20 protein-coding genes and 2 CRISPR repeat arrays are annotated in these 22,456 nt (G+C 36.1%); of the genes, 4 read left to right on the top strand and 16 right to left on the bottom strand.

Translation table 11 applies throughout. The annotated features are described in order from the left end of the window. Nucleotides 1-366, top strand: a complete 366-nt coding sequence (locus CYAN7822_RS31435) for a hypothetical protein (RefSeq protein WP_013334958.1) — start codon at nucleotides 1-3, stop codon at nucleotides 364-366. 28 nt (nucleotides 367-394) lie between these two features. Beyond that, entirely contained in the window at nucleotides 395-1,501 is a 1,107-nt protein-coding gene (locus CYAN7822_RS31430) for a hypothetical protein (RefSeq protein WP_013334957.1), read from the top strand. On the opposite strand, the gene CYAN7822_RS31425 is transcribed toward CYAN7822_RS31430, so the two are convergent. The 3 genes from CYAN7822_RS31425 to CYAN7822_RS31410 form a co-directional block, all read right to left on the bottom strand. After that, nucleotides 1,473-1,748: a UPF0175 family protein gene (locus tag CYAN7822_RS31425; protein WP_013334956.1), complete on the bottom strand. Its 276-nt coding sequence runs from the start codon at nucleotides 1,746-1,748 to the stop codon at nucleotides 1,473-1,475. The two genes, CYAN7822_RS31430 and CYAN7822_RS31425, sit on opposite strands and share 29 nt — an antisense overlap. 286 nt (nucleotides 1,749-2,034) lie before the next feature. Further along, nucleotides 2,035-2,463, bottom strand: coding sequence for a helix-turn-helix domain-containing protein (locus CYAN7822_RS31420; RefSeq protein ID WP_013334955.1), 429 nt, complete (start codon nucleotides 2,461-2,463; stop codon nucleotides 2,035-2,037). A 663-nt stretch (nucleotides 2,464-3,126) separates the two neighbouring features. Further along, nucleotides 3,127-3,750: a response regulator gene (locus CYAN7822_RS31410; RefSeq protein ID WP_013334954.1), complete on the bottom strand. Its 624-nt coding sequence runs from the start codon at nucleotides 3,748-3,750 to the stop codon at nucleotides 3,127-3,129. Nucleotides 3,751-3,857: 107 nt separating this feature from the next. Here CYAN7822_RS31410 and CYAN7822_RS31405 point away from each other — a divergent pair, with 107 nt between their 5' ends. Continuing rightward, nucleotides 3,858-4,529 (top strand): nitrogen regulation protein NR(II), encoded by a 672-nt coding sequence (locus tag CYAN7822_RS31405; protein WP_013334953.1) that lies wholly within the window; start codon nucleotides 3,858-3,860, stop codon nucleotides 4,527-4,529. A gap of 115 nt (nucleotides 4,530-4,644) precedes the next feature. Here the strand turns inward: CYAN7822_RS31405 and cmr6 are convergent, their stop codons facing one another. The 6 genes from cmr6 to CYAN7822_RS35085 all read right to left on the bottom strand — a co-directional run bounded on the left by cmr6 (nucleotide 4,645) and on the right by CYAN7822_RS35085 (nucleotide 13,255). Further along, the gene (cmr6, locus tag CYAN7822_RS31400; RefSeq protein WP_013334952.1) at nucleotides 4,645-6,732 is read right to left on the bottom strand and encodes a type III-B CRISPR module RAMP protein Cmr6; all 2,088 of its coding nucleotides are present in this window, start codon (nucleotides 6,730-6,732) and stop codon (nucleotides 4,645-4,647) included. A gap of 2 nt (nucleotides 6,733-6,734) precedes the next feature. Then, on the bottom strand, nucleotides 6,735-7,214 hold the full coding sequence (locus CYAN7822_RS31395) for a hypothetical protein (RefSeq protein WP_013334951.1): 480 nt from the start codon (nucleotides 7,212-7,214) through the stop codon (nucleotides 6,735-6,737). A 6-nt stretch (nucleotides 7,215-7,220) separates the two neighbouring features. Next, on the bottom strand, nucleotides 7,221-8,246 hold the full coding sequence (gene cmr4 / locus CYAN7822_RS31390; protein WP_013334950.1) for a type III-B CRISPR module RAMP protein Cmr4: 1,026 nt from the start codon (nucleotides 8,244-8,246) through the stop codon (nucleotides 7,221-7,223). An 11-nt stretch (nucleotides 8,247-8,257) separates the two neighbouring features. Beyond that, entirely contained in the window at nucleotides 8,258-9,421 is a 1,164-nt protein-coding gene (locus CYAN7822_RS31385; RefSeq protein WP_013334949.1) for a type III-B CRISPR module-associated Cmr3 family protein, read from the bottom strand. After that, complete coding sequence (cas10, locus tag CYAN7822_RS31380; RefSeq protein ID WP_013334948.1) at nucleotides 9,414-12,314, bottom strand: type III-B CRISPR-associated protein Cas10/Cmr2; 2,901 nt, start codon at nucleotides 12,312-12,314, stop codon at nucleotides 9,414-9,416. The genes CYAN7822_RS31385 and cas10 overlap by 8 nt, the downstream gene beginning before the upstream one ends. A gap of 98 nt (nucleotides 12,315-12,412) precedes the next feature. Then, entirely contained in the window at nucleotides 12,413-13,255 is an 843-nt protein-coding gene (locus CYAN7822_RS35085; protein WP_013334947.1) for a toll/interleukin-1 receptor domain-containing protein, read from the bottom strand. A gap of 234 nt (nucleotides 13,256-13,489) precedes the next feature. Beyond that, nucleotides 13,490-13,970: a CRISPR direct-repeat array (repeat unit 36 nt; unit sequence GTTTCCATTCTATTAGCTTCCTCCTAAGAGGAAAAG). A 276-nt stretch (nucleotides 13,971-14,246) separates the two neighbouring features. Between CYAN7822_RS35085 and CYAN7822_RS31370 the strand changes: the two genes are divergently transcribed. Further along, on the top strand, nucleotides 14,247-14,756 hold the full coding sequence (locus CYAN7822_RS31370; RefSeq protein ID WP_013334946.1) for a hypothetical protein: 510 nt from the start codon (nucleotides 14,247-14,249) through the stop codon (nucleotides 14,754-14,756). Nucleotides 14,757-14,932: 176 nt separating this feature from the next. On the opposite strand, the gene CYAN7822_RS31365 is transcribed toward CYAN7822_RS31370, so the two are convergent. The 7 genes from CYAN7822_RS31365 to CYAN7822_RS31335 form a co-directional block, all read right to left on the bottom strand. After that, entirely contained in the window at nucleotides 14,933-15,229 is a 297-nt protein-coding gene (locus CYAN7822_RS31365) for a hypothetical protein (RefSeq protein ID WP_013334945.1), read from the bottom strand. Next, nucleotides 15,222-15,764 (bottom strand): hypothetical protein, encoded by a 543-nt coding sequence (locus tag CYAN7822_RS31360; protein WP_013334944.1) that lies wholly within the window; start codon nucleotides 15,762-15,764, stop codon nucleotides 15,222-15,224. Before CYAN7822_RS31360 ends, CYAN7822_RS31365 begins: the two co-directional genes overlap by 8 nt. Before the next feature lie 93 nt (nucleotides 15,765-15,857). Continuing rightward, nucleotides 15,858-16,166, bottom strand: coding sequence for a hypothetical protein (locus CYAN7822_RS31355; protein ID WP_013334943.1), 309 nt, complete (start codon nucleotides 16,164-16,166; stop codon nucleotides 15,858-15,860). Between the two features lie 27 nt (nucleotides 16,167-16,193). Beyond that, nucleotides 16,194-16,484: a CRISPR-associated endonuclease Cas2 gene (cas2, locus tag CYAN7822_RS31350; RefSeq protein ID WP_013334942.1), complete on the bottom strand. Its 291-nt coding sequence runs from the start codon at nucleotides 16,482-16,484 to the stop codon at nucleotides 16,194-16,196. Between the two features lie 25 nt (nucleotides 16,485-16,509). Next, a complete protein-coding gene (cas1, locus tag CYAN7822_RS31345) occupies nucleotides 16,510-18,525 on the bottom strand; it encodes a CRISPR-associated endonuclease Cas1 (protein WP_013334941.1) in 2,016 nt (671 codons plus the stop codon). Nucleotides 18,526-18,749: 224 nt separating this feature from the next. After that, nucleotides 18,750-19,076: a CRISPR direct-repeat array (repeat unit 35 nt; unit sequence GTTTCCATTCTGTTAGTTTTCTCCTAAGAGAAAAG). 263 nt (nucleotides 19,077-19,339) lie between these two features. Then, the gene (locus CYAN7822_RS31340; RefSeq protein ID WP_013334940.1) at nucleotides 19,340-20,848 is read right to left on the bottom strand and encodes a tetratricopeptide repeat protein; all 1,509 of its coding nucleotides are present in this window, start codon (nucleotides 20,846-20,848) and stop codon (nucleotides 19,340-19,342) included. 88 nt (nucleotides 20,849-20,936) lie between these two features. Then, nucleotides 20,937-22,424: a P-loop NTPase family protein gene (locus tag CYAN7822_RS31335; RefSeq protein WP_013334939.1), complete on the bottom strand. Its 1,488-nt coding sequence runs from the start codon at nucleotides 22,422-22,424 to the stop codon at nucleotides 20,937-20,939. Nucleotides 22,425-22,456 lie beyond the last annotated feature (32 nt).

The following is a 22,456-nucleotide window of genomic DNA, read 5'->3' as shown; positions in this document are numbered from 1 at the left end:
ATGCTCATCTCACAATTACCGACTTGGATACAAGATTATCGAGATAGATTTCCTAATACGATCTCATTGGTGGCCGATGCTTGGGAACGTTTGCCGATTGAAGCTATTTCCCCGGACAGTACCATTGAGGTCTTTTTTGCCGACGAAAGGGAAGTTCCCGATTACGGATTGGTACGGGGTAAGCCGTTTTTTAATCCAATGGCACTTCCGGACAATGATGAACGGCTCGTCGTGGTCATTGTCGACGGTTATACGTCCTTTGTTCAAATTTCCGATACGGTTTTACTGGATAAGATGCAAGGCTTGGATTTTCCCGATTCTGTAACTCGACCTTTCGAGTTCTACAACTGGCTTGCTAAAAGTTAATTTCTATCATTTATAGGAGATATCCCCGATGCCACAACATCCCCTTTCTGTCAATCCCGGTGAAACTAAAGAAGGGCAAGAGAACTTGCTAAAAGTTGAGGGAAAAGCCTTAGAAACGACTTTTGCCACTTCTAAAGCGGCTCTTAACAGCTTTCAATTTCTTCTTAAAACCATCTACGATTTGCTTGCTAAACGCTCTTTCGAGCAGAATAAAGAGGAAAAACAAGAACACCTTGAGCAAAGGAGGCAATCTCAACCGGGAGATCGAGTTACCATGCACTTAGGCATGAATAAAATTTATGATTCCTCAGATCCCGAAGTGAAAATTACTCCCCGACAGGCGGTTTTGGTTGAGCAAGCCCTCAAAAATCCCGAACAATTCGAGGGCAGATTGACGATCAACGTTAACGATGAACCCGTTTATCAAGTTGTTAGAGGACAGGTGATCAAGGACGATCTAAAACTATCGGAAATCTTTCAACAACCGAACAAAACTCTTGAAATTCAACCCGAAAATGCACTCTCTCATGCACCGGCTAACGGACAAGAGAGGTCTTTAGACAAGTTGTTAGAAGCCCTAACCAAACAGCAGCAAACCATTGAGCAGCTTCAACAGACTAATAGCAAGCTTGTCGAAAAAATCGATAAGATGGATCAAACTTTACAGGCTTACGGGGAACATATTAAAACCATTCAACATCCTCAATTGGCCAAACATTTACGAGAGCAGACGACAGGGGCAAGAAATTTTTTAAAATCGGGTATCGAGCAACTTAAGCAGTTCTTCGGACAGGCACTTGCCAACCTACAACAAAAGTTTAATGATTTCCGTCAGGAACGTGCTATTAAAACCCTTGACTCAATTCTTACTAAATATGGAAAGGAGGATGAGGGAGGCAATTTAACGCTTACCGGCAACAATTATCAAATTATTCGGGATAAAAATACGGGCAAAATTGATTTAATTAGCCAACAGAATCAAAATAAGGTAATCGAGCAAAATCAATTAACCCCCCAAGCCTCTTTAGGGGATTTGAAAGCTTTAAATGAGCTTTCGCAAACTGTTGAAGCTCAGTCTCAAACTCAAACTCAAGCCCTAAACCTTACTAACGGAAGAGGCTCTCATCGCCGTTAACTACGCAATCTTTATTCTTAGTAGTAAGATCTTGAGCTAAATCTTCCTCATCATAATGCCGAGAAATGTTTTTTTGCCCCAGAAGTTGCTGGAATTCCCAAATTGAGAGATTAGCTAGACGACGAGCTTGCCCAAAGGTGAAAATATTTTGCTCATACAGTTGTAGTGCAATTTCAAGGCGAATCGCTTGCTCACCTTGGCTGACGGATTCTGATGAAACTTTAATATGAATAGATTTAACAGCCATTTTTAAGAGAGTTTAATTAAAAATTCACTTAAGTTTTTTTTATTATACCATAATTTATATTTATGTTTATTTTTTTTAGGTTACTTCGCCACCCAACGAGAGCGCTAGTGAGCCGAATAAAAAGAATGACATTAATGTAAATAGCCATAAAAAGTGATTTTTGATCATCTCATTTATTTGCCTCTTTGAAAATTCGCTTACTTGTTCATGTTAATCGACATGAACCTACAAATAAATTGGGATTGTTAGATTTTGTTGAACTTTCTTGGCATTTGATTTATGTTTTTTATTTGGCAGAGTTCTGATAGTATTTTTTGATCAGCCGGCTAATGCACTGCTGCTTGACTTCAATCCCCGTTTCTAAGGCTAGATGTTTGGCCAATGCCGTTTGAGTCCAGCGATTGAAACTATAGCCCAATGTTCTTGGATCAGTTGAGAGAAGTTCTTTGAGGCGTTTGATGTACAAATCGTCGACTTTACGATGATTGCCCCCTTTTCTGCCATCTCTTAATTTTTTGGGTAGCTCCTCTGCATCTATCCCATTATCAAATGGTAACACCCAATTTCTGATGGTTTGGGAAGAACAGCCAAGGGCTTCGGCTATTTGGCCGGTAGCTACCCCAGATTTTTTGAGCAGCACCACGAAAGTTTTTTTAATTACGCTAGTTTCTTCCGTTTTTTGATAAATTTCTCGAATTTGTGCATCAGTTAACATTTTGGCAACAGGAAGCTCATCAAATAGGGAAAGGGGGAATCTTATCAGAGCTTATGAACTACACAAAGGCGACTAATATTAAAGTTTAATACTCAAAACGCTTTTTCACAAATCGGTAACAATTTTTTACATGATCCTAGAATTTTTTACGCTTTTAATTTTGGCGTATTAAAAGCTTAATGAATATTCAGTATCCTTTGAATTTAACTCCCCACCAGCTTTTTTGTAATTGATGTTCGACTCAAACTTATTTAGGTAAATAAAAAAAATTTAGGCTTGGGGTTGAAATTGACCGCGATCGTTCTTATAAACTTATTGGAATCTTATCAAAAGAGATGCGTTTTGTTGGCGATCAAACCCCTCAGAGTTTAGAGGTGCTAACGAGCAAGGAGGTGATTGTATCGAGCAATAAGAGAAGTCGTAGTTTGGTTAAAAACGCGCAAAGTTTTGTGGAGATCGTTTTTTAGGGTGGGCATTCCCCACCCTAACCGAATTTTTTCTTTGGTGAGGAACAATCATGCCTGACAGCATTTGTGATCTTCGTTATTTTACTAAGTCGATTTTTTGCCTTTAAGGTTGATTTCGGGATGCCTCTTTCGCTATCGGGAATTTCTCGATAATAACATCCTCTTTGCTCCCCCTTATAGAGGAAAAGAAGCTCCACTATCTCTTTTCCTCTTTTTTCTTACTGCGTATTCCGGGTAAGTTGTCGTAGATTCGATCGCGTTCATTACCCAAATCTCCCACACATAAGTTTGATTGTTTTCCGCTATCGTCCATCCACTTGATATAGGTATATGTGCTGCTGGTTCCGTCTTCCTTTTCGTATTGCCGATGTTCGCAATAAAACCCTCGTTCCCTAGCCGGGGGTGTGCTGCTGATCTCTAAATATTTTTCGATGCGCCGGGAAAGTTCATAATAATCCAATTGCAGCTTGTTAAATATCCCCCTGACACCGTAAACATATAAATCACCGGCTACTTCTGCTATTAAATGATTGGACACTCCGGTAACGATGAATATCCCTACTTGTAATCCCCACTTTCCCAATACTATGTCGATCATCTCCAGGCTGCCCAATTGTGTCAAGTTCAGTTCGCTAATCATTACCTTGATTTCTTTATGGGTTATTAAAAGAGCGATCGCTTCTCGTCCGTCTGCTGCTTCAAAAAATGTCAGTTCCCTTTGCTGCCTCTCCTTCATCACGCTTGATAGGTACAATTTCATTACCTCTCGACTGGGGGCATGAGGATCGACAATTAAAATTGAGCAGGTGGCTGAGGGCATTTTTCACAAACGAGTTTTGTCTAGCTATATATTGTAGCTGTTCATGTCTTGCAAGCTATTTTTTTCAGTCTTTGCTGGTTTTTAATAACATTTGATTTTTTCGGTTTATGCTGCAATACTCACCATTCCCTTACTCGTCTATCAGTCCTGACAATCCGTTAAAACATATTTTTATCGCTCAATGTTACACGCCGCTAATTAATCCGACTTTTGCTCTTACTCATTATGCTGATTTGCTATTGAGTAAATGTTCTGATGCAGAAACTCAACAATTAACTGAGCGTATTAAGCAGCAAGTTAAAGAAATTGATTTGGTAGTTAAGCGGTTTTTGCTCTTTATTGATCAACCCCCCCAATGGGAGCAATTGAGTAATGCTTCTCCTAATCAAATCATTCGTGAAGTTTTACAAATTTTAAACGGTTGTTGGCCTAGTAACTTGAAAATTTGCTCGGATTTCGATGAGTGCCTTGATAAGCCCCTGTCCATTCCCGTTTATCTATTAGAAGCCTTATCTTTTCATCTTTTATCTAGCTCTCTGGAATCTCTCAGTATTGATTTACAATCTGATTTTAATTTTGAACCTTTTGTTCATATTTCTACTCAGTTTGGTCAAGACAAATGGCTTTTGATTATTGAGGATAATAGTCGGTCAAAAAGACTACATTCACTAGCTATTGAACAATTTTTAGTCCAAGCTGGAGGAGAAATTAACTTTTTCTCTTTTACCGAAAAACCTCAATTTATTTTAAGCTTTCCTATTACTTCTGTTTTTGATTAAGGTTTGGTGTTCTTTAATCTTATGTGTAGATGTAGATACAAATGTGACTCAAAATGAACGTTGTTAAGAATTTTTGTTAAGTTTCTCATCTTACTAGGCTATAAATACATCATCTTTAAGATGGGAATTCTAAACCATCCCAAAGTATTTTTACCTGCTCACATTGTCGCTTAATCTCAGTAAAATATTGATATCTAGGATTAATTTGTTTGGCTTTTTCTCCTTCATTTTTAGGTTTTTCTAAAATTTTAGAAGCTCCAAAAATTACTACAACTTCATAGTTTTTTAGATGAGTAACTAACACAGGAGATGGACAACCATCATCGCCACATAAATATTTATTTTTTCCAGAAGAATTAAGATATTTTTTATTTAAGTTTTCGCTGTGCAATAAAGATAAAGCAAAATTTTTCGAGTTATTACTTATTCCTTGACAGACTATAACTCGACAATTTTGATCAAGAGCCTCGTCCCAAGATCTCGGTTTTATTTTTTCAACTTTTAGAGGGCATTGACTGTTAATTTTGTAATTCTCATGATTAACTGATGGTTGGAGCTTTTGCATGAATTGAATGTAACTATTTTGAATTTTACTTAAATTATTATAAAAATCATTAAGACGAGCATGAAATCGTTTTTTAAATTCTTCAATAGTTTCAGGTATCTTCCAAAATTCATCTTGATTTTCAGCTTTTAAGTCTGTCCCACGCCAATAAGGAGGAACTCGGTTTCCTTGATCATTATAACGCTTTCTTTCATATAATGGTCTTCTTGCACCTAATCCAACTCCTCCTAGATGAAACATTAGCCAAGTTAGTGCTTCAATAAAATCAGTTAATAATTGATAGTTATCTTGTGATAATTCATAAGATGCTAAGATAATCAGTTTACCGCTTTGTGTTCCAAAATTCTTCTGAGTTAGTAAATTTCCGTCATCAGAATTATGTATTTGCACTTGAATTAATCCTCGATGTTTAGGTTCAATTCCTCCGAAAATAAAAGCTTCTAGTTCTTTGACTCGTATTTTAGGCAAAACTCCTAATGCAATGACTCGAAACCAATAACGTAACATTGATTTAAAAGCAATTGGTCTGACTTCTGGTTGTGAGGTATCTAAAGTTTGAGGACGTTTTTTTTTATCTCTTTTAATGCAATTTTTTTCGCTTTTATAAGGTCTTGATAAATTATTATAATATTTATAACTATTAATAAGCTGACCTTTTAACGTAAATTCAACCTCGACTAAAATGTTTTGTTTGTTTTCATCATTTTCATACTTACCACTTTTAGTTAAACATCCATAACCAGAATTTATCTGAGAACCTACACCACTTGCTAATCCTTTTAGTAACCATTGTTCAACCTTATTTAGTTGCTTTTTTTCACAATAATGATTAGGGATTATTCCAATCAAAAAGGTTGGTTGTTTTAAAGATAAGAATAAATTTGGATTTGGTTGATACTCTGGCAAATTATTTTCTCCCCATTTCCAAACATTATTAGCAATATCTAAGCTTAATCCGCCCGATGGCGACTTATCATCAACAGGATAAGCATCTAAAAACGTAACTTTTCCCTCACGTTTACTTTTATCTTTAGTCTCTAAAGAACCAAAATGGTCAATAATAGTTTCATGTTGTTCTGCTTTTTGATATGATAAGTCAGGATTATTTTTCATCACCTCTCGAATCGCTTGATTTCTAGCAATTCCTCGCAAAGTTGAAGATGGAATAAAAGGAATTCCCAACGCATCAAAAGCAGGTAATAAAATACTTTCAGGTCCTCGATGTCCACCTACTCTAATTCGCCAAGGACAAGTTACTATAATTTTTTTACCTTCTTTAAGAGATACAATATTTTTTATTCTCTGATTAGCTCTTTTTAAATATTTACAATAATTGACATATTTTTCGTCTTGTGCTAGTTGTAACAAGTGTAATTTAGTAGCATTATTCTCTGCTTTATTCTGTTCTGAATCTTCGGTTTTTAATTCTCTCATCCAGCGCAAATATTCTACAAAACTAGCATCAACTGGCAAGTCTGGTAAATTTTGAAAATCTATCAGAAAAGGAAATAAATTTTCGTCTTTTAATATTGGAGAAAAATTCATTTTTTTAGGGATTGAAGATTGGGAAGATTTGGCTGATTTTGGATTAGGAGGTCTTTCAAAAGCTTTTGAAGTAGATTTGTGATCATTTTTCATGGCTATTCATCTCCTTTAATATCATAATAAATAGCCGTTGCCCAAAAACTAAATTCTTGAGCTATCGCTAACCCTAATCCCATAATTCCTAAGTATTCATCAACATCCATTTTTGATAAGTTTCGTAATTCTAATTTATTCTCAGAATCGGGAATTAACTTTTTCAGACACTCAAAAAATTCTCGCACAACCTCTAGTTTTCCATATTGGGAGGTTTCTACTCGTTCTTTAATAGATGAATTGCTATTAAGGTTTTTCTTATTTAAAGCTAATTCTTCTGCTTTTAGCCGCATTAAACCCCATGTGGCGAGATAAGTATAAAGTTCAACTGCTTGATTTTTTTGTTCTTTGAGATGGCTATCCCGTTGCTCTTTATTAATAATATTATTAGCTAAGGCTTTATCATATTCTTGTCTAAGTTTTGATAAAGTATCATAAACGGGTTCAGCTAATGCTCTAGGGTCAAATACTTGAACAGTCATGATTTATTATACCTCCATAGGTTGCGAGTGGGTTTTCTCAGAAGTATTTTTATGATTCCATATCCATTGTTCAACAAATCCTCTACCTAAGCTTTCTTGGCCTCCTATTTGTAGAATTTGTTGATTTTTATTTTCTAGATGTTTAGTGAAAAGTTTGTTAACAATCTCGATATCTTTTGGAGACTCTATTTGAGATTTTTGAGCAAGTTTAATTCGTTTTGCGTGTAATTCTTTTTGTTTCTTGCCATTTTCATTTTCAAGTTCGATTTCGTCAATATCTCTCACTTTTGCTGTTAATCCCCAAGGAAAATACATCAAAGTATCTGAAGGAATCGCTTCTTCGTAACGAAATCCGCCTTCTACTGATTTATGTTCATCTAATTTGATTTTTACTTGTCTCCATAATCCCATTTGTATTAAAGTAGCACAATGCTGATTTGGTAAAAGCAAAACAGAATCAATCTCTGTATTAACGTTACCTTTGGGAATAAACTTGTCCCACTTATCCCACTTATTTAAACCATTTTTGACTACGGCATCCCGTAAATAAATAGGATTTTTTGTATCCAAATTTGTATAATAACCAGCTTGAGGAATATCAGCAAGTGAGGGATAATAGCGCTTCCAGCGTTGCAATAATCGAGGACAAGTAATCCAAACCACACCATGACTTAAAGAAGCAAGAGGAAACCATAATAGTGAACCATCTCCTATCCAAATATCTCCTTGTTCTAAATTATTACTATTTGATGTTTGGTCAGCTTCAGAATTGTTACTTACTTCTTCGGAAGCATTAGATAAATTTTCGTTAGATGGCGGCGCTATATCTTTTAATTCTGGCCCAAATAATTGAACTCGTAAGTCTTTATCTTCAATACTTGCTCTTAAACGTCCTCTAATAGTGCTAGAGGGAATATAAGGTAAATTAGTATGGGATTCTCGTGCAATTCCTACTAAGTTACCTTCTTGAGTTGTTCCTCCTGTATGAAGGGGAGAATAAAGATATAAGTAAACACAATTTAACTGAGTCATAATCCTCCTTTCTATTGATAAGAAATCCACAGTAATTCGCTGTAACCTAAATCTCGCCAACGTTGAATTTGTTTAGAGGCGTTACTATCTTGATATAGGGTAATCTCTGAGTCAGATTCCAAGTAATAAACACTACCAGCAGGTGCGGCATAAACTTGTGGCGCAGGAGTGCTAATATTATCTCCAAAACGCATTCGATTACTAATAACTAACGGTTTATCGGTGGCGAAACTGACTAAGCATCCTTTCTCTTGATTAGGATTGTTGGGATAAGCAGTCGTCCATTCCCAAGGGGACGGTTTACAATGAGGATGATTATTGCGTTGTCTCCGTTCAAAAACCCCAGGTGTGACTAAATAAGCAATTTTTTTACCGGCTTTTTTCTGATTTCCTTCGGATATTTTTTCTAATTCTTGCCATTGTTCTCCTAACTGGGGACAACTTTCAAGAATCGCACGATGTCCTTCACCACCTAAGCGTATAATTTGAGAATTATCCGTTAATTTTAAATTTTCGCCTTCATTTTTTGCTTTAATTCCTACTGCTAAACTCCATCCATCCTGTAGGCGAATAGTATTTTCCACAAAGTAACCATCTTCCTCTAACACTTGACGAGTACCTTGGGTTATGGTGTTATGGGGACGGGTTTCTATTTTCCAAGGTTGAGGGGATTCATTGTCTTTAATTCGATTTTTTTGCCATTTTTCGACTGAAATTTGACTTGTTTTTAAATATTCTAAAATCGTTTCATAATCTAAATAAGCACAATATTGACCTTCTAACTTGTCATTAAAGGGATGTTTACTCTCAAAAACTAGCGGTTGAGGCAGATTTGGGTCAGTTTTTAGGAGATTATACAAGGGATGATGGTTATCCCAATTGAGGGGAACTACAGGAATAGGAACAGCAGTATTATTTTCCCTCTTACAGAGGTGTTCTTGGTTATAACTAAAGGGAAATGGAAAATAAAGCTCGTCTTCGTAAGTAAGAAATGCTCCAGTTAGCTTTATGGTGATATTCGATTGAATTAAGTCTCTAATTGCTCCTGCAATGGCCTGTCCCGGAGGGGGGAAGATACTACCGGCCCATGCTCTTGCACCAGGGGAAAAGGGTTTTGCATCACGAAATAAGAAAACATCTGAGGGGGTTATCCGATACCACTTTAAATTATTCATTATTTTCCCCTTGTATTGGTTTAATATTACGATTTCGTAAGACAAAAGCAGCCAGTTTTAACCAGTTTTTTATTTCACTATCGGGAGGTTCAGGAGTGTTATTATAAATTGCTGTTAGGGTATCTTCTAATTGATTTTGAAAACGTTCTTTATCTTCCCCTTGTAACCCTTCTCTACGCTCACAAAAAGCAATTGTCCAAGGTTTGATGGCGTTAATACAAGGTGCGGGATGTTGTTCCCATAGTTGCGCCGCTATTTCAAATAAACTGGGTTCTATGGATTTAGTTAATTTAAGTTCAATCAGTTGTTTCCAATGATAAAATAGATCAAATTGAGCGAGTGCTTGTAATTTATTCCCATTACCGAATAAAACTCGTACTTGCACCGCATCTTTTTTCTTATCTTGATGTTGGTAATTTTTCGCTTTTTTCTCAGCATCCCAAAGGTTTTCTAAAGCAATCGCAAGGGGAACAGAATGATGAGCAATAACGACTCCAAAGCTAACGGTGGCATTTTTTCCCATTGTAAAGAGAGGACGAGAATTATCGCTTTTGCGCTTCCAGTAGTTACCCTCATGATTAAATTCGCCTCTAGGGTCTTCTTTTCCCCGAAAACACTCTCTTATATCCCATAACCAGTTATCCCATTCCCAAAGATTGGTATAAGCAAGAACGTCATCTCCTCCACTGTAGATTAAGCGCCCTGCATAGCGTTCTTCTGTAAGATAGGGAACAAGACGATTGGAGAAGTCTAATAGCGCACGACTCAGGGCATTATGGGTAGATGGCCCCATACGCTTCTTTATTCCAGAAATTCCTTGAATAGCCCTATTAATGGATTCATTATTTGAAATTGGCTGATTTAACAACATATAATCCGCATAATTGTTAAGTTTATCTCCTTTTAGCCATTTACTCATGCCATCTCCGTCTCCTGTGGCGATAACATACCAATCAGTGGGATTATTCCCTTGATTAAAATATTTACTGATGCAGTTTCGCAGTTTTGCCGCTTCATCTTTTTGGATTTGTAAGCTTTCGTCTGTATCTAAGGGAAAATCATCAATTAACCATCCTGCATTGAGTAAGCGCGGATTTGGCCAGTCTTTTCGCCTGCTATCTTCATCTATCCAAGGGATACCCCAAGGTAATATAGCCGGAAATTCTAATGGTTTTCGTTTATCGTTACTATGTCTTTTACGATAAGTCCAATCAAATTTTGCTTTAACTGCCTCACACGCTTTAATAAAGTTAGATTCTCTATCAGGATAAAATTTTAACCAACCTGCAACCCCTGAACTTAAATCAGGATAATAATAAGGAATTTTTTTATTAGGGTCATTAAATAATAATTCTGGTAAAATTCGGTGTAATCCTCGCTTTAATACTTCAGTTGCGTTAAGTTGCTCATTTCCATCGAATAATCCCCCTTGTTCTTGCCAATATTGACGGGTATCCCCTTCCGTTACTCGTTGGCGATAATCTTGCGGTTGAGGATAAACAACAGAACCTAGGCCCGAAATGGTCGAACGGGGATAAAATGAGCTAGGAATACACCAATTACGGCTATTTTTAACGCTTCCTGCGGTTAAGCGTAATTGGTCAAAGAGATAACACCACCATGACCCTATATTAACTCTTAAATCTGGCTTTTCTTGGGCAACAGCTTGGATAAATTGATGTTCTTTCAGATTAAATAGTTTATTTTCCTCATTTAACTGACAAATTCTGTTTAATTCATCCTGCCACTGTTGAAATGCCTCGGAATTTTCTTTAATTTGCCAAGTAAGCGGGTCAACTTTATTATTAATGGGTAAGGCAGTCCAGTAGGTTTGCCATTGATATCTTAACCATTCTTGCCATGTTGGACTGTTTTCGCTTAATTCTCTCGTCCAACGTCTATTTTCTAATTCTTTAAAGACTTTTTTACCTAATACTAACCATTCTTGAATCACTGTTTCTCGCGCCGTTTGCATGGCACTTGGCACTTTATCGGAGGGCAATAAGATAACTATAACATTGGGAAATCCTGCGGTTAAAATGGCTTTTTCTGTCGGTTTATCAATCCAATGGCTGAAATTTGGCCATTTATTCCTTAACCAATGGTCTATTAAAGGTTGTTGAAATAAACTGGGATAAATTAGGCAGTCTGCACCGTAGATTTGCGCCAATTTCCAGCAGACTTTGGCAGATAAATAGTGTAAAACCCATGAACCAGCCCAAAAATCTCTCATTTTACGGCTGGCTTTGATAATCTCTTGAATAGGAGTAAAACTAAAGGTAGCAAGATAAGGAGTTTGAGGTTGATTTGAGGTTTTTTCTTGCTGCTGTGAGGGAGAATATCCAACTAATGCACCGGCGATTGCAGAGGTAATACTTGCATAACTCCAAATGGAGGCATCAGGAAGAATTAGAGAAGCCGGAAGGAGAAAGTTGTCTTGATTACTTAATTTTTGACATATTATTTCTGGTAAACAACGCCATAACCACCAATAGAGTTCTTTTATTTCTTCAAGTTCAATAGTGTTGGTATTTTCCGAAGAAGAGTGAGACAAGGGTTGTTGAGAGGCAGCAGAGGTTAAAAGTTTTTGATAGTTAGAATAAGATAAAGATAAGTTTAGAGAGTCTCCAGAAAGCAAATGAGAAACCTTAAAATCATTATTGTTTTCTAGGGAAATCGATAAAGAATTAAGAACGGTTCGGTCACTAGCATTAGCAATTTCTGCCGCTAAAGTAATTATATTAAGGTCAAGAGTCGATTGAGCTAAAAGGACTTTTAATGTTTCCCAATAACCTTTATTTTCATTATTTTGACCTATTAAGTTTTCGATTTTTGTTAGATTAAAAGGGTGAATAATTCCCCTAATTTTTGCTTCCCAATAAGACTGACACACCTTTTAATTTATTTATGAAAGTTCACCACTCATCCATTATAATTTGTTTTTTTCGCGGATTATGTTAAGAAATATCTTATTTTTTTTGTATTTGTTTTTTATTTTAATACTTCTTTACATCTCTCAATCAAAGTTTGGGGAAAGTTAGCAAATATGTAATCTTTAGCCATTGTCCATTCATCTCCTTCTAATCTTTTGTTATCTAAAGTATAAATAATTAAGGAGGGTTTGACTTGTTGAGTTTGAGTTTTAATATAATCAACTATTTGCTGTAGTTTATCTTTTGATTGATGTGATTTACTATAAACATAGATAATTAAGTCAGAAGAAAGGGAAATATTTTTAATATCTTCAATTAAATAAGTTTGTAAGTTTAAATTAGAAAATATGGATTTTATGTCATTAATTTCTTGGGTAATAACTAATTCTTGTTCTTCAAGAATTAAGGTGACATTTTTCTTTAAGCTTTCATAAATTGGGTCAAGTTTAGTTGAAAGTTTTATCCAAAAATCATCAAATTTATTATTAAATATGGTTTCATTAAGAGGAGAATCATAATTCTCATTCATGGTTTTCATGAGTTGTTTAACATCGGCTTTATCATAATAAGTCGATTGAAAATCTCTCAGAGGACTAAAATTTAAGTCTTGGCGAGTAATACCAAAAAGAAAGGTATAAAGTTGACTATCACGGGTTTTTGCTAATGCACCTGCTTCAAAGTTCAACCAAGGAGAATTAAGACTTTCTTGGGTAAGGCAAATAATACCAAATTTGCTATTTTCCAATTCTTGCAGAATTTTTTGAATTCCTTGTTCTCCTTTTTTTATATCTTCAAATGAAGCAAAGGGTTGTATTCTTTCAAACATATAAGGAAGTAATTCTCTGAAACTTTCAGCAATTTGACGACTGGTTTTTCCTGACCAACTAATAAAGACTTTCATTGACAAATCTCCTCAACTAAAATCTGAACATTACGTTATTGCGTTTTTATGATGATAAATAAAACAGTTTGTCTTGTCTAGTCATCTTTATTTTTCTTTATCTATGCAAACTTTTAAGGACATAAGCGGCATCAACGATAGCTCCCATCAAGTTAACGGGATTATTGGCACTAGAATAATACTCTATTTTTTGAGAATTTATTTATTTACTGCATTCACAAATATAGAATTATCGTTTCCATTCTATTAGCTTTCTCCTAAGAGGAAAAAACTTTTGATTCTATAAGCCGCCAAGATTCTGCCAAGGAGTTTCCATTCTATTAGCTTCCTCCTAAGAGGAAAAGTTATTTTGGAGCTAGAGAACCTCCAATTTGAATACTGGGTTTCCATTCTATTAGCTTCCTCCTAAGAGGAAAAGATAAGAGGGCGCAGGAAGACTTTACCTTCTTCTGTGGAGTTTCCATTCTATTAGCTTCCTCCTAAGAGGAAAAGCAAACAATCAAAGGAGATATCGTTGCTTGCTTGTCAGGGTTTCCATTCTATTAGCTTCCTCCTAAGAGGAAAAGTTGACAGGAGAGATGGCATTAATAAGTGGAGGGAACTATAAGTTTCCATTCTATTAGCTTCCTCCTAAGAGGAAAAGCAGATGCTAAGGATAGAGGAGATACCAGAAGATGAAGTTTCCATTCTATTAGCTTCCTCCTAAGAGGAAAAGGGCTACCTTCTAGAACGCTCTCCCTACCTACATTCTACCGCCCATTTGCGACGGATAAAAAAAATAACCCGATTCATAGCGAAAAATTGATGCTCAAAAACCTCCAAACCCAGTCCGGGTAAGCCATCGACGGATAGAACGAAAGAATGATGGTTTCAGCGATTTTCAGTATCCTTCGCAAAAACAGCTTTAATGCCGCAAGTTATTCTTATGTAACTTATGTTACAATGAAAAATTATATTAATTTATAAATAAATTCCTGCCCTGTTTACTATTATGATAAACAAAATCAAACATATTTTAGATATTTTTGGTTATATCAGCACCATCATAGTAATTATTATTACTGTGAAAGGAATAATTTTATGGGTTAGAGGTATTTTACCTGTACTGTTGAGACTTGGAAATGGATTAGCCAAAAGTCGCATTGCCATTTTTGCTAAAGGGGAGCATTTATCTATCTTAACAAATTTATTGAAAGATTCTGGTTTGTTTACACGGATCAATATTATTTATATTAGCGATAAAAGTGATATTGGACGTTCGGAAAATGTCTCTTTGTATTTAGTGTTTTGGCATGATTGGGAGAATGATATTGATGATATTTTAAGTCAGAAAAAAGATCGAGTACCACTTATTATTTATTCTCCTCCCAACTTAGGAAGAATCCCCGACGATAAAATGCGTTTACTGAACGAAAAACGTAATACAATTGTGACTAACTTTAGAGGTAGATTACTTAATGATATTATGATTTCACTAATAACCGGAAGCTACGAAAAATAATCAAACATTTACTTATAATTAAGAGGAGAAAACAGGTAATTAGCTTTCTCCTCCATGTTTTCCTGTTCAAATGGGTTATGTTTCCATTCTATTAGTTTCCTAAAGATTAGGAATACTCACACTTTAGGCAAATTCATTCCTCAAAAAAATATCAGGGTGATATTGACAAAAATGCTTTAATCTGAATTGCATAATTTTTGCCATAATTCATCAGGAATTGCCTCAAACTCTTGCCAGATAAAATCCATCATGGCTAAATGCCGTAAATCGCTAGAATTAGGAGAGCGATAATATTCTCCTTGTTGAAACCATCCTCGAACAGTAGACAAGGAACGATGACAAATTTCCGCTATTTGTTCGTAATTTACGTCCCATTTGCCATAAAATGCTTGAGGAGTCATGGATAATTCACAGTGAGCATAAACCCTCAGCAACTTTCGTTCTCGATAACGCAAAGGTTTTTGTTTACTCATCCTCAAATCTCTCTAAATCTTGTTCCCAAGCTGTATCTACCACACACCATAGGGCAGAAGGAGCATCAATATCAAGTAAAATTAAATAGCACCACATCCAACGCCCATTTTCTGGAGCATAGCCATAAAAGCGACCCATTACAATGCCCCAATCCGTTAATTCTGGTTCATCGAATGTTCGCCATCTGACTACTGTTCCTACTGCATACATGGGTTTAGCCGCATTGAGGAAAAAAGATGGGCTATCCCAAGGTATAGGTAAGTGTTGGTTGCAGGAAAGAAGATGAGAGATTATGTCCCCTTGTCCTTTTTCAATAACATTGAGATAAGAATCTATCCAATCATAAGATAGTGTATTGATGAGTTGCTGAATTAATAGTCTAGTTAATTGCTCAATTTCTGGCTTTTGCAACTGATTTTCAGTTAATTGCTCTAATTTTTCTATCAGAGACACAACGCCGAAATCTGATAAAGCTTCGCGGTAATCGCTAGAATATAGGTCTATGGATGAGGCTTTTTGTTGATACATGATCATTGTCTTTCAATTGGTGACGAAATTCCTCAACCCGTCAGCTTTTCTCTGTTTCCTGTGCCGGTTTTTTCAGGCTTAACTATGTCTAACTAATTATTAATGAGAACCCAAAAAAATAATGAGAATAACAGAAGAGTCTTGATATTTCCAGTAAAAACGAAGGAACATAGAAGCAGAAGATCCCCAAATTGTGCTTTTTTTTTGTTGATAACGGTGAGTTCTTAAACTTCGGTAATGAGTTCCTTGAGTTGAAAGCAGATGAAATGCCTTCTGGTATTGCTGACGGACTTGAGGAGATAAAGATTTGAGTTGTTTTTGAGCTTTATGGGTGAATTGTAGGCTAAATAACGGAATTGAAGGCGGCGCTCTTTCCTGTTTCATTTGTTTTTTTGTGGAGACTCCCATTATGTTGTTGTTGTTTGGAGGAAAAAATTAAATAATAAAGGCAGTGTCATCAACGTAAAAATCGGGTTGAATGCCTAAAATAAGAGTCTTGCTTCGGGAATGCTCAGGAATAATATAAAAACGTAGTTGATCCTCGTCTAAATTGAGCATTTTTTCCAGCTTGTGTTTTAACTTGTCGTATTGGGATTTAGCGGCTAAAATCTCGAAAACAGATTTTTGGACACGACAACCATAAGCTTCCAATAACTTAGACACCCGATTCCGACGGCTATCCTGTACAATGTCGTAACAAACTAGGTAAAGTGTTTTGTTCGTCATCTAACTCTGAGGTATTGCCTTTAAATTACTTGGCCCAAAGCATAGGCCGATATCCGTCTGTATCTCCCATCAAACAGGCGATGTATTCTCTTACTTGTAGTTCTAAGCAACGGCGCATACTGACCTTATATTGGGTGTAAGGATGAGTTATTTCACTGTGTAGCTTTTCTTCCCAATGCTTAAGGAACTTTTTCAAGGAATCTGGATGTAAATAGACTCCGTTACGTCCATCAGGCGGCGTAAAATCTTCTGGGGTAAAAATCTTTTTATTAACCAAATAAACCACCAAAGAATCGACTAATGGGGCGCGAAATTCCTCAATTAAGTCAGAAACTAAGGCAGGATGGTTATTTCGAGGAACATGAAGGTTGCCGAAATGGGTATGCAATCCCATCGCTTCTACAAAGGAGTGCATATTTTGACTCAGAAGGGTGTATCCTAGACTCAGTAAGCTGTTTACAGGGTCAGTAGGAGGCCGCTTGCTGCGTTTTTCAAAGGTAAAAGGAGCTTGGAATAGAGAACCCAAGGCTTGAAAGTATACTGTAGCCGCTTTTCCTTCATAACCCCGTAATTCATCCATTGTGTTTGCTAAGGGTAGATTATCTCTTAATTTCTCTAGGTTGGCAATGGCTTGTTTAACTGAAGAATTAGAGCGACGACGGTTTAAACGCATCAATAAAACTCTTGAGTTATTGAGCTTGGCTCGGACAATGTTTTCTGCCTGTAAACGGGTAAATTCAGAATTTTCTGCCCGCTTTACCTGTTGGGAAAGATACTCGACCTTGGCTTGTCCTTCGGTTTCCAAGCGCCCGAAATAGCGACCCCGTTGGGACAGATATAATAGGGGAATTCGACGAGTAAGAGCTAATCGCACCGCACCATGAGTAATATTGCAGCAACCAAATAGTACAATATGGCTGACTTGATTGACGGGAATTTTACAGCGTAACTCACGCTGATAGAAAATATGGAATTGATAGCCTTGTGCTTTGAGATAGGAACCTTGGTCGGTAATATATAAAGTAGTCATGGTGTCAACAAAGTAATGTTTTGGGTTGGTTAAAATCTTGGGTTGAGTTGAGGTTTTGGGTTTGAGGGAACAGATTTTTGGGGGTTGGGAGAGGAATGAATGGATGTAAATTGGCCGAGGTCGTCGCGGCATTCCCGAAGGGTCTAGAGGATAGCCTTTTTTACGAGGTTCTGGCGGTAGGGGCGCATAAACCTGTCCTTTTTTGAATAGATAACCGAGAAAGGTAAATTCTTGGTCTGGGGCGTAGATTTCTGTCTTTTTTGGGTGAAGTTGCAGATAAATCCGATCTAACCATTGGGTGATTAAATTCAGGGTTCGTTCAGCTTCCCCAAGACTATGACAAGCGGCTACAAAGTCATCTCCGTAACGGACAAGATTAATGCCTTTTTCTAAGCATTTTCGGTCAAATTCACTCAGATACAGGTTGGCTAATGCTCCCGATAACACTGCACCTTGTAGTACCCCTTGGTTTCGGGGAAAATAACGACCGTTGAGAACAATACCGGATTTGAGTTGTTGTTCTACCAGTTGTTGGATAATTGGGTCTAGTTTTAGGTGTTCTAGGGTGCTTAGAAGTATCGACCAATTGAGACTATCAAAAAATGAGCGAATATCAGATTTAATAATCCATTTGGGCTGAATTTGGTAGTAGTAATAGAGATGTTTTACTGCCATTTGGATGCCGCGTCCTGGACGGTAAGCATAACTACAGTCGGTAAAGACTTCCTCTAGGGGTAAATACATCTCTTCGAGTAACCACCGTTGCACTACGCGATCTCGCACTGTGGGAATTCCGAGTAAGCGTTTATCTCCGTTATTTTTGGGCAGATAAAAGCCTCTAGCGGGATAAGGTTGATAGATTTCTTCGATTAGTTCCTGTTGCAGTCGAATTAATTCGTCTTTTTTGACTCCAGCAAATAAGTCGGTTGTTATCCCATCAATTCCAGGGGATGGACTTCCTCGACGTACTTGTTCCCAAGCGTAATAGAGTTCGTTTAGAGGAAATTGCATAGTTTTAAGGAAAATTTAGGGTTAATACTCGAAATCAAGTTTTTGCACTCCTTTGCTTTACGTTGATTCCATCATCGCAAAGGTATATTTGAGTTCATCCCTGAGTTGAAATTTTTTGACCTGAGTTGGTAACTGAGTTCGTAACTGAGTTAAGTGGGCTTATTTTTATCTAGGTTTTAGTAATTATTTTTTCAATTAAAAAAAGGATAAGTTTTTTACTTATCCTCTCCATTCTGTTAGTTTTCTCCTAAGAGAAAAGAATTAAATAATAGGGTGTTATATGTGGCTATGCAGTCTGCACAGTTTCCATTCTGTTAGTTTTCTCCTAAGAGAAAAGTGTTTCTAGAAGCCTCTCAAATAGAGGCACTTAATGCTGTTTCCATTCTGTTAGTTTTCTCCTAAGAGAAAAGTTTGCAGGAATATGTTCACACACTGCCAGGAATGGCAAGTTTCCATTCTGTTAGTTTTCTCCTAAGAGAAAAGATCTGCGTACTCTGAGCGCCACGTAAAAACAGTGTTTCCATTCTGTTAGTTTTCTCCTAAGAGAAAAGGCTACCTTCTAAAAGGCTTGCTCTGACTTCATTCTACAGCAAAAATTCGTAGGATAGAAAAAAACGAGAAAATTATCGCTATTAATTCTCAACAAGCCCTTAAAGCACACTCCTCAAAACCAGTCAGATAAAGCATTACGTGGGATACAACCAAAAAATAAGAGTTTCAGCGATCAACAACTTCCAACGAAAATACCAATAAAAACAAGTATAAATAAGTTAATGCTCAAAAATCACCTAAAAGCAACTTTCAAAGACTAAAATCAAACTTCATCATCTTTCTCTTCAATAAGTTGCCGAGAATAAGCTTCTATCAACTCTTGTAGTTCTTTGAACTCTTCTACCAATTCTAAATCACATTCTTGTGCTACCGTTAAACCCTCTTGACATAATTGCAATGCAGGAGTAATTTGGTCTAAATGTGCCATTAATTCCGCCAAATTATACAAAGTATTAGCTTTTACTCTTTGATTACCTTGTTCTTTTTGCAAAGCTAAAGCAGCCATCAAATTTTCTAAAGCTTCATAATAATTATTTAAGCCTAGATGAGCATAACCGAGATAAGCATAACAATCAGCCACTTTTTGCCAATCTTCTAATTCTTTCAAAACTTTTAACCGTTTTTCCTCATATTTAATGGCTTCAGCTAATCGATTTAATTTATCATAAGCTAAAGCTAATCCCTGAAGATTACTAGCAATATTAGCCTTATCTTCAGTTAATTCTAAAAAATTAAGGCGTTTTTGGTAATAAAAAATAGCTTGCTCTAGATTTCCCAACGTTGCATAAGCATTACCCAAACCCCGCCAACTTTCTGCTTCTATTGCCTTATCCCCAAACTCCTGAGCTATTTCCAAGCTTTTATGTAACCAATCTAAAGCTTCTAGAGAATTACCAAGCTCTTCGTAACTATCACCGAGCGCTCGCATTGCATCGATAATCACAGCTATATCGTCTAATTCTTGAGCTATTTCTAACCCATGATGATACCAGTTTAAAGCCGCTTGTACATTATTTTCATCTCGACTAATATTTCCTAAAATTATTGCCGCTCTAGCTTCAAAGAGCGAGAATTGATGTTGTTGTGCTAAAGTTAAACATTTTTCGGCATACTCTTTTGATTCATCATTATTATTTAAACCCATGTAAATATTTCCTAAACTTCCTAAAGCGATGACTTCTCCTCGAATATCTTTAATTTGTCTAGCAATATCTAACACCTGATGAAAATAAGTTAAGGAGTCTTGAAAATTTCCTAAAGCTTTCTGTACATTTCCTAAACCAACTAAAGCTATCCATTCTCCTGAATCATCACCTATTTCCTGAGCTAATTCTAGTTGCTTGGTGTGGTACTCTATCGCCAAAGAATAATTACCTTGAGTATCGTATACGTTTCCTAATCCAGTTAAACAAGTAGCATCGCATTGAGGGTTAACTTTATAAAGCAAATTCTGATAAATCAATTTTTGTTGCTCGTGGTAACCCCAGATACCTAAAAGATTGTGTAATTCTTCTTGAATTTTTGCCTCTGGTTCGATTTGTAATACAATTAAACTTCTTTGCCAGTCTTTTATCTGACATAAATGATAAAATGATTCTAAGTATCTTCGTACCTTTTCTAAATTAGATACATGACTAGGTAATGATCCTTCAATGGTAAGGAAATAAGTAATAGCCGTATAATCAGCAAGATACTCAAGAGGCACTTCATCTAAATTAATATTTAGTTCTTGAAATAATTCTTGACTTGTATTTAAGGTGGTTATACTCATTTTTGATTTAAAATAATTAAAAAATTTAGTAATAAAGCCCAAATTTTTAAACTTAATCAACTTAACAATCTGCTTTATGCTTTCTAGTTTAAGCCGTTTTTGATCGCTGTTTTAACTTAGTTATTAACTGTTGATAATGTTCCAATGCTACACTCCGAATTAAATGATGCAATCCTAATACTCGTTGATTATTTGGATTAACTGACTCTTCAACTAAAAATCGATAACATAACTCTTCCAATGCCATTTCTTGTCTTTCTTCATTACAAGGCTGATTTTCAATTCGCTTAATTAATACCGCTAACTGCATCAACCATCCCTGTACCTGTACGGGAATACGATAAACCGACGCGGCACAAATTAAATAATAAGCATCGGTTGACTGAGATTCTAACCGCTTAAATACAGAAGTTAATCTTTGTTTATTCACTTCTAAACGGACTTTTCTCGTTAACTTATGTAATTTCCAATTATCTTCACTTCCCATTTGTTTCTGTGCTTCATTTTCGGCTTCAGCTAGTGCAGTTTCTACTGTTTCTATTTTACTCTTAACATCTTCCCAATAAGCTTTAACATTTCCTCCAAACGATTCCCAAATCTCTCCGCTAATTACTCGTAAAACTAATGGATGTCCTTGATAAGCTTTTCCTAAACGCATTAACAACACCTTTTCTTCTAAATTATCATCAATATTAAAACCTGTTATTTCCCATAAATTTTCTTGCTCATTTTCATCTAATCCTGTTAAAAGATGACAATACCAGTATTGATTATAGCGTTGTTCAACTAAAGATAAAGGTAAATCTTGAGATGTAATTATAATCCGACTTTGACAAGACTGTGCCGACAATAAACTTAAAAAAAACTTTTCCCACCAATTATCCGCTAAATTTCCCCATCCCTCCTCTTCATTTCCTACTAACAAATTTTCAAAAGAATCAAAGAGTAAAAGAACGGTATTATGTTGTAAATATTGTGTTAAATGCCAGATCACTTGTTCTGGGTTTCGCTGTTGTGAAGCTACTGGAATATTCCAGGATTCTAGCCATTGAATTGCCACTGTCATAAAATCTGTAGCATTCCCTAAAGCCTCAAAATTTACCCGCTTCAAATCATAGCTTTTTGTTAAAGAAGATGTCTTTTGTCTTTCTAAAATAATACGTTCCGCTAGTGCGGTTTTTCCAATCCCCGTCAAGCCTAGAATAAATAAAAAACGAAATGCTCCTTGTAATTTTTCCGTCAAAGATGTAATTAAATCTTTTCGCCCTACCCAATAATCATCATAAGCAATAAAAGAAAATAAAGACGTTTTTTCTATCTCTTCTTGACTGGCTAAATTGCTATTAACTTCTTCATTTAAAGGTTTTAACATTGCCTGTTTATCCAAATTTAGAGCATGACAAATTTCTTCAAATTTAGTGATATAAACAGGTTTACTATTAATAAAATTATTAATTGTCGATAAAGCAACCTCTAAATGTGCCGCTAAGTCACCCTGAGTTAAAAATCCTTTACGTTTGAGAGCCTCAAGCACTTGGGCTTTGCGTTCTTTATGAAGTCTAGCAGAACGGGGCATAATTAAAAAAAAGCTAACGATACAGAGATTGG

This window comes from Gloeothece verrucosa PCC 7822 (genome assembly GCF_000147335.1).
Classification (GTDB): domain Bacteria; phylum Cyanobacteriota; class Cyanobacteriia; order Cyanobacteriales; family Microcystaceae; genus Gloeothece; species Gloeothece verrucosa.
The sequence above is the reverse complement of the archived record's forward strand: the minus strand, read 5'-3'. Positions and strand labels throughout refer to the sequence as shown.

Coding starts and splice junctions, on each gene's coding strand:
- CYAN7822_RS31435 (WP_013334958.1), top strand. CDS start 1: ATGCTCATCTCACAATTACCGACTTGGATACAAGATTATCGAGATAGA.
- CYAN7822_RS31430 (WP_013334957.1), top strand. CDS start 395: ATGCCACAACATCCCCTTTCTGTCAATCCCGGTGAAACTAAAGAAGGG.
- CYAN7822_RS31425 (WP_013334956.1), bottom strand. CDS start 1,748: ATGGCTGTTAAATCTATTCATATTAAAGTTTCATCAGAATCCGTCAGC.
- CYAN7822_RS31420 (WP_013334955.1), bottom strand. CDS start 2,463: ATGTTAACTGATGCACAAATTCGAGAAATTTATCAAAAAACGGAAGAA.
- CYAN7822_RS31410 (WP_013334954.1), bottom strand. CDS start 3,750: ATGCCCTCAGCCACCTGCTCAATTTTAATTGTCGATCCTCATGCCCCC.
- CYAN7822_RS31405 (WP_013334953.1), top strand. CDS start 3,858: ATGCTGCAATACTCACCATTCCCTTACTCGTCTATCAGTCCTGACAAT.
- cmr6 (WP_013334952.1), bottom strand. CDS start 6,732: ATGAAAAATGATCACAAATCTACTTCAAAAGCTTTTGAAAGACCTCCT.
- CYAN7822_RS31395 (WP_013334951.1), bottom strand. CDS start 7,214: ATGACTGTTCAAGTATTTGACCCTAGAGCATTAGCTGAACCCGTTTAT.
- cmr4 (WP_013334950.1), bottom strand. CDS start 8,246: ATGACTCAGTTAAATTGTGTTTACTTATATCTTTATTCTCCCCTTCAT.
- CYAN7822_RS31385 (WP_013334949.1), bottom strand. CDS start 9,421: ATGAATAATTTAAAGTGGTATCGGATAACCCCCTCAGATGTTTTCTTA.
- CYAN7822_RS35085 (WP_013334947.1), bottom strand. CDS start 13,255: ATGAAAGTCTTTATTAGTTGGTCAGGAAAAACCAGTCGTCAAATTGCT.
- CYAN7822_RS31370 (WP_013334946.1), top strand. CDS start 14,247: ATGATAAACAAAATCAAACATATTTTAGATATTTTTGGTTATATCAGC.
- CYAN7822_RS31365 (WP_013334945.1), bottom strand. CDS start 15,229: ATGAGTAAACAAAAACCTTTGCGTTATCGAGAACGAAAGTTGCTGAGG.
- CYAN7822_RS31360 (WP_013334944.1), bottom strand. CDS start 15,764: ATGATCATGTATCAACAAAAAGCCTCATCCATAGACCTATATTCTAGC.
- CYAN7822_RS31355 (WP_013334943.1), bottom strand. CDS start 16,166: ATGGGAGTCTCCACAAAAAAACAAATGAAACAGGAAAGAGCGCCGCCT.
- cas2 (WP_013334942.1), bottom strand. CDS start 16,484: ATGACGAACAAAACACTTTACCTAGTTTGTTACGACATTGTACAGGAT.
- cas1 (WP_013334941.1), bottom strand. CDS start 18,525: ATGCAATTTCCTCTAAACGAACTCTATTACGCTTGGGAACAAGTACGT.
- CYAN7822_RS31340 (WP_013334940.1), bottom strand. CDS start 20,848: ATGAGTATAACCACCTTAAATACAAGTCAAGAATTATTTCAAGAACTA.
- CYAN7822_RS31335 (WP_013334939.1), bottom strand. CDS start 22,424: ATGCCCCGTTCTGCTAGACTTCATAAAGAACGCAAAGCCCAAGTGCTT.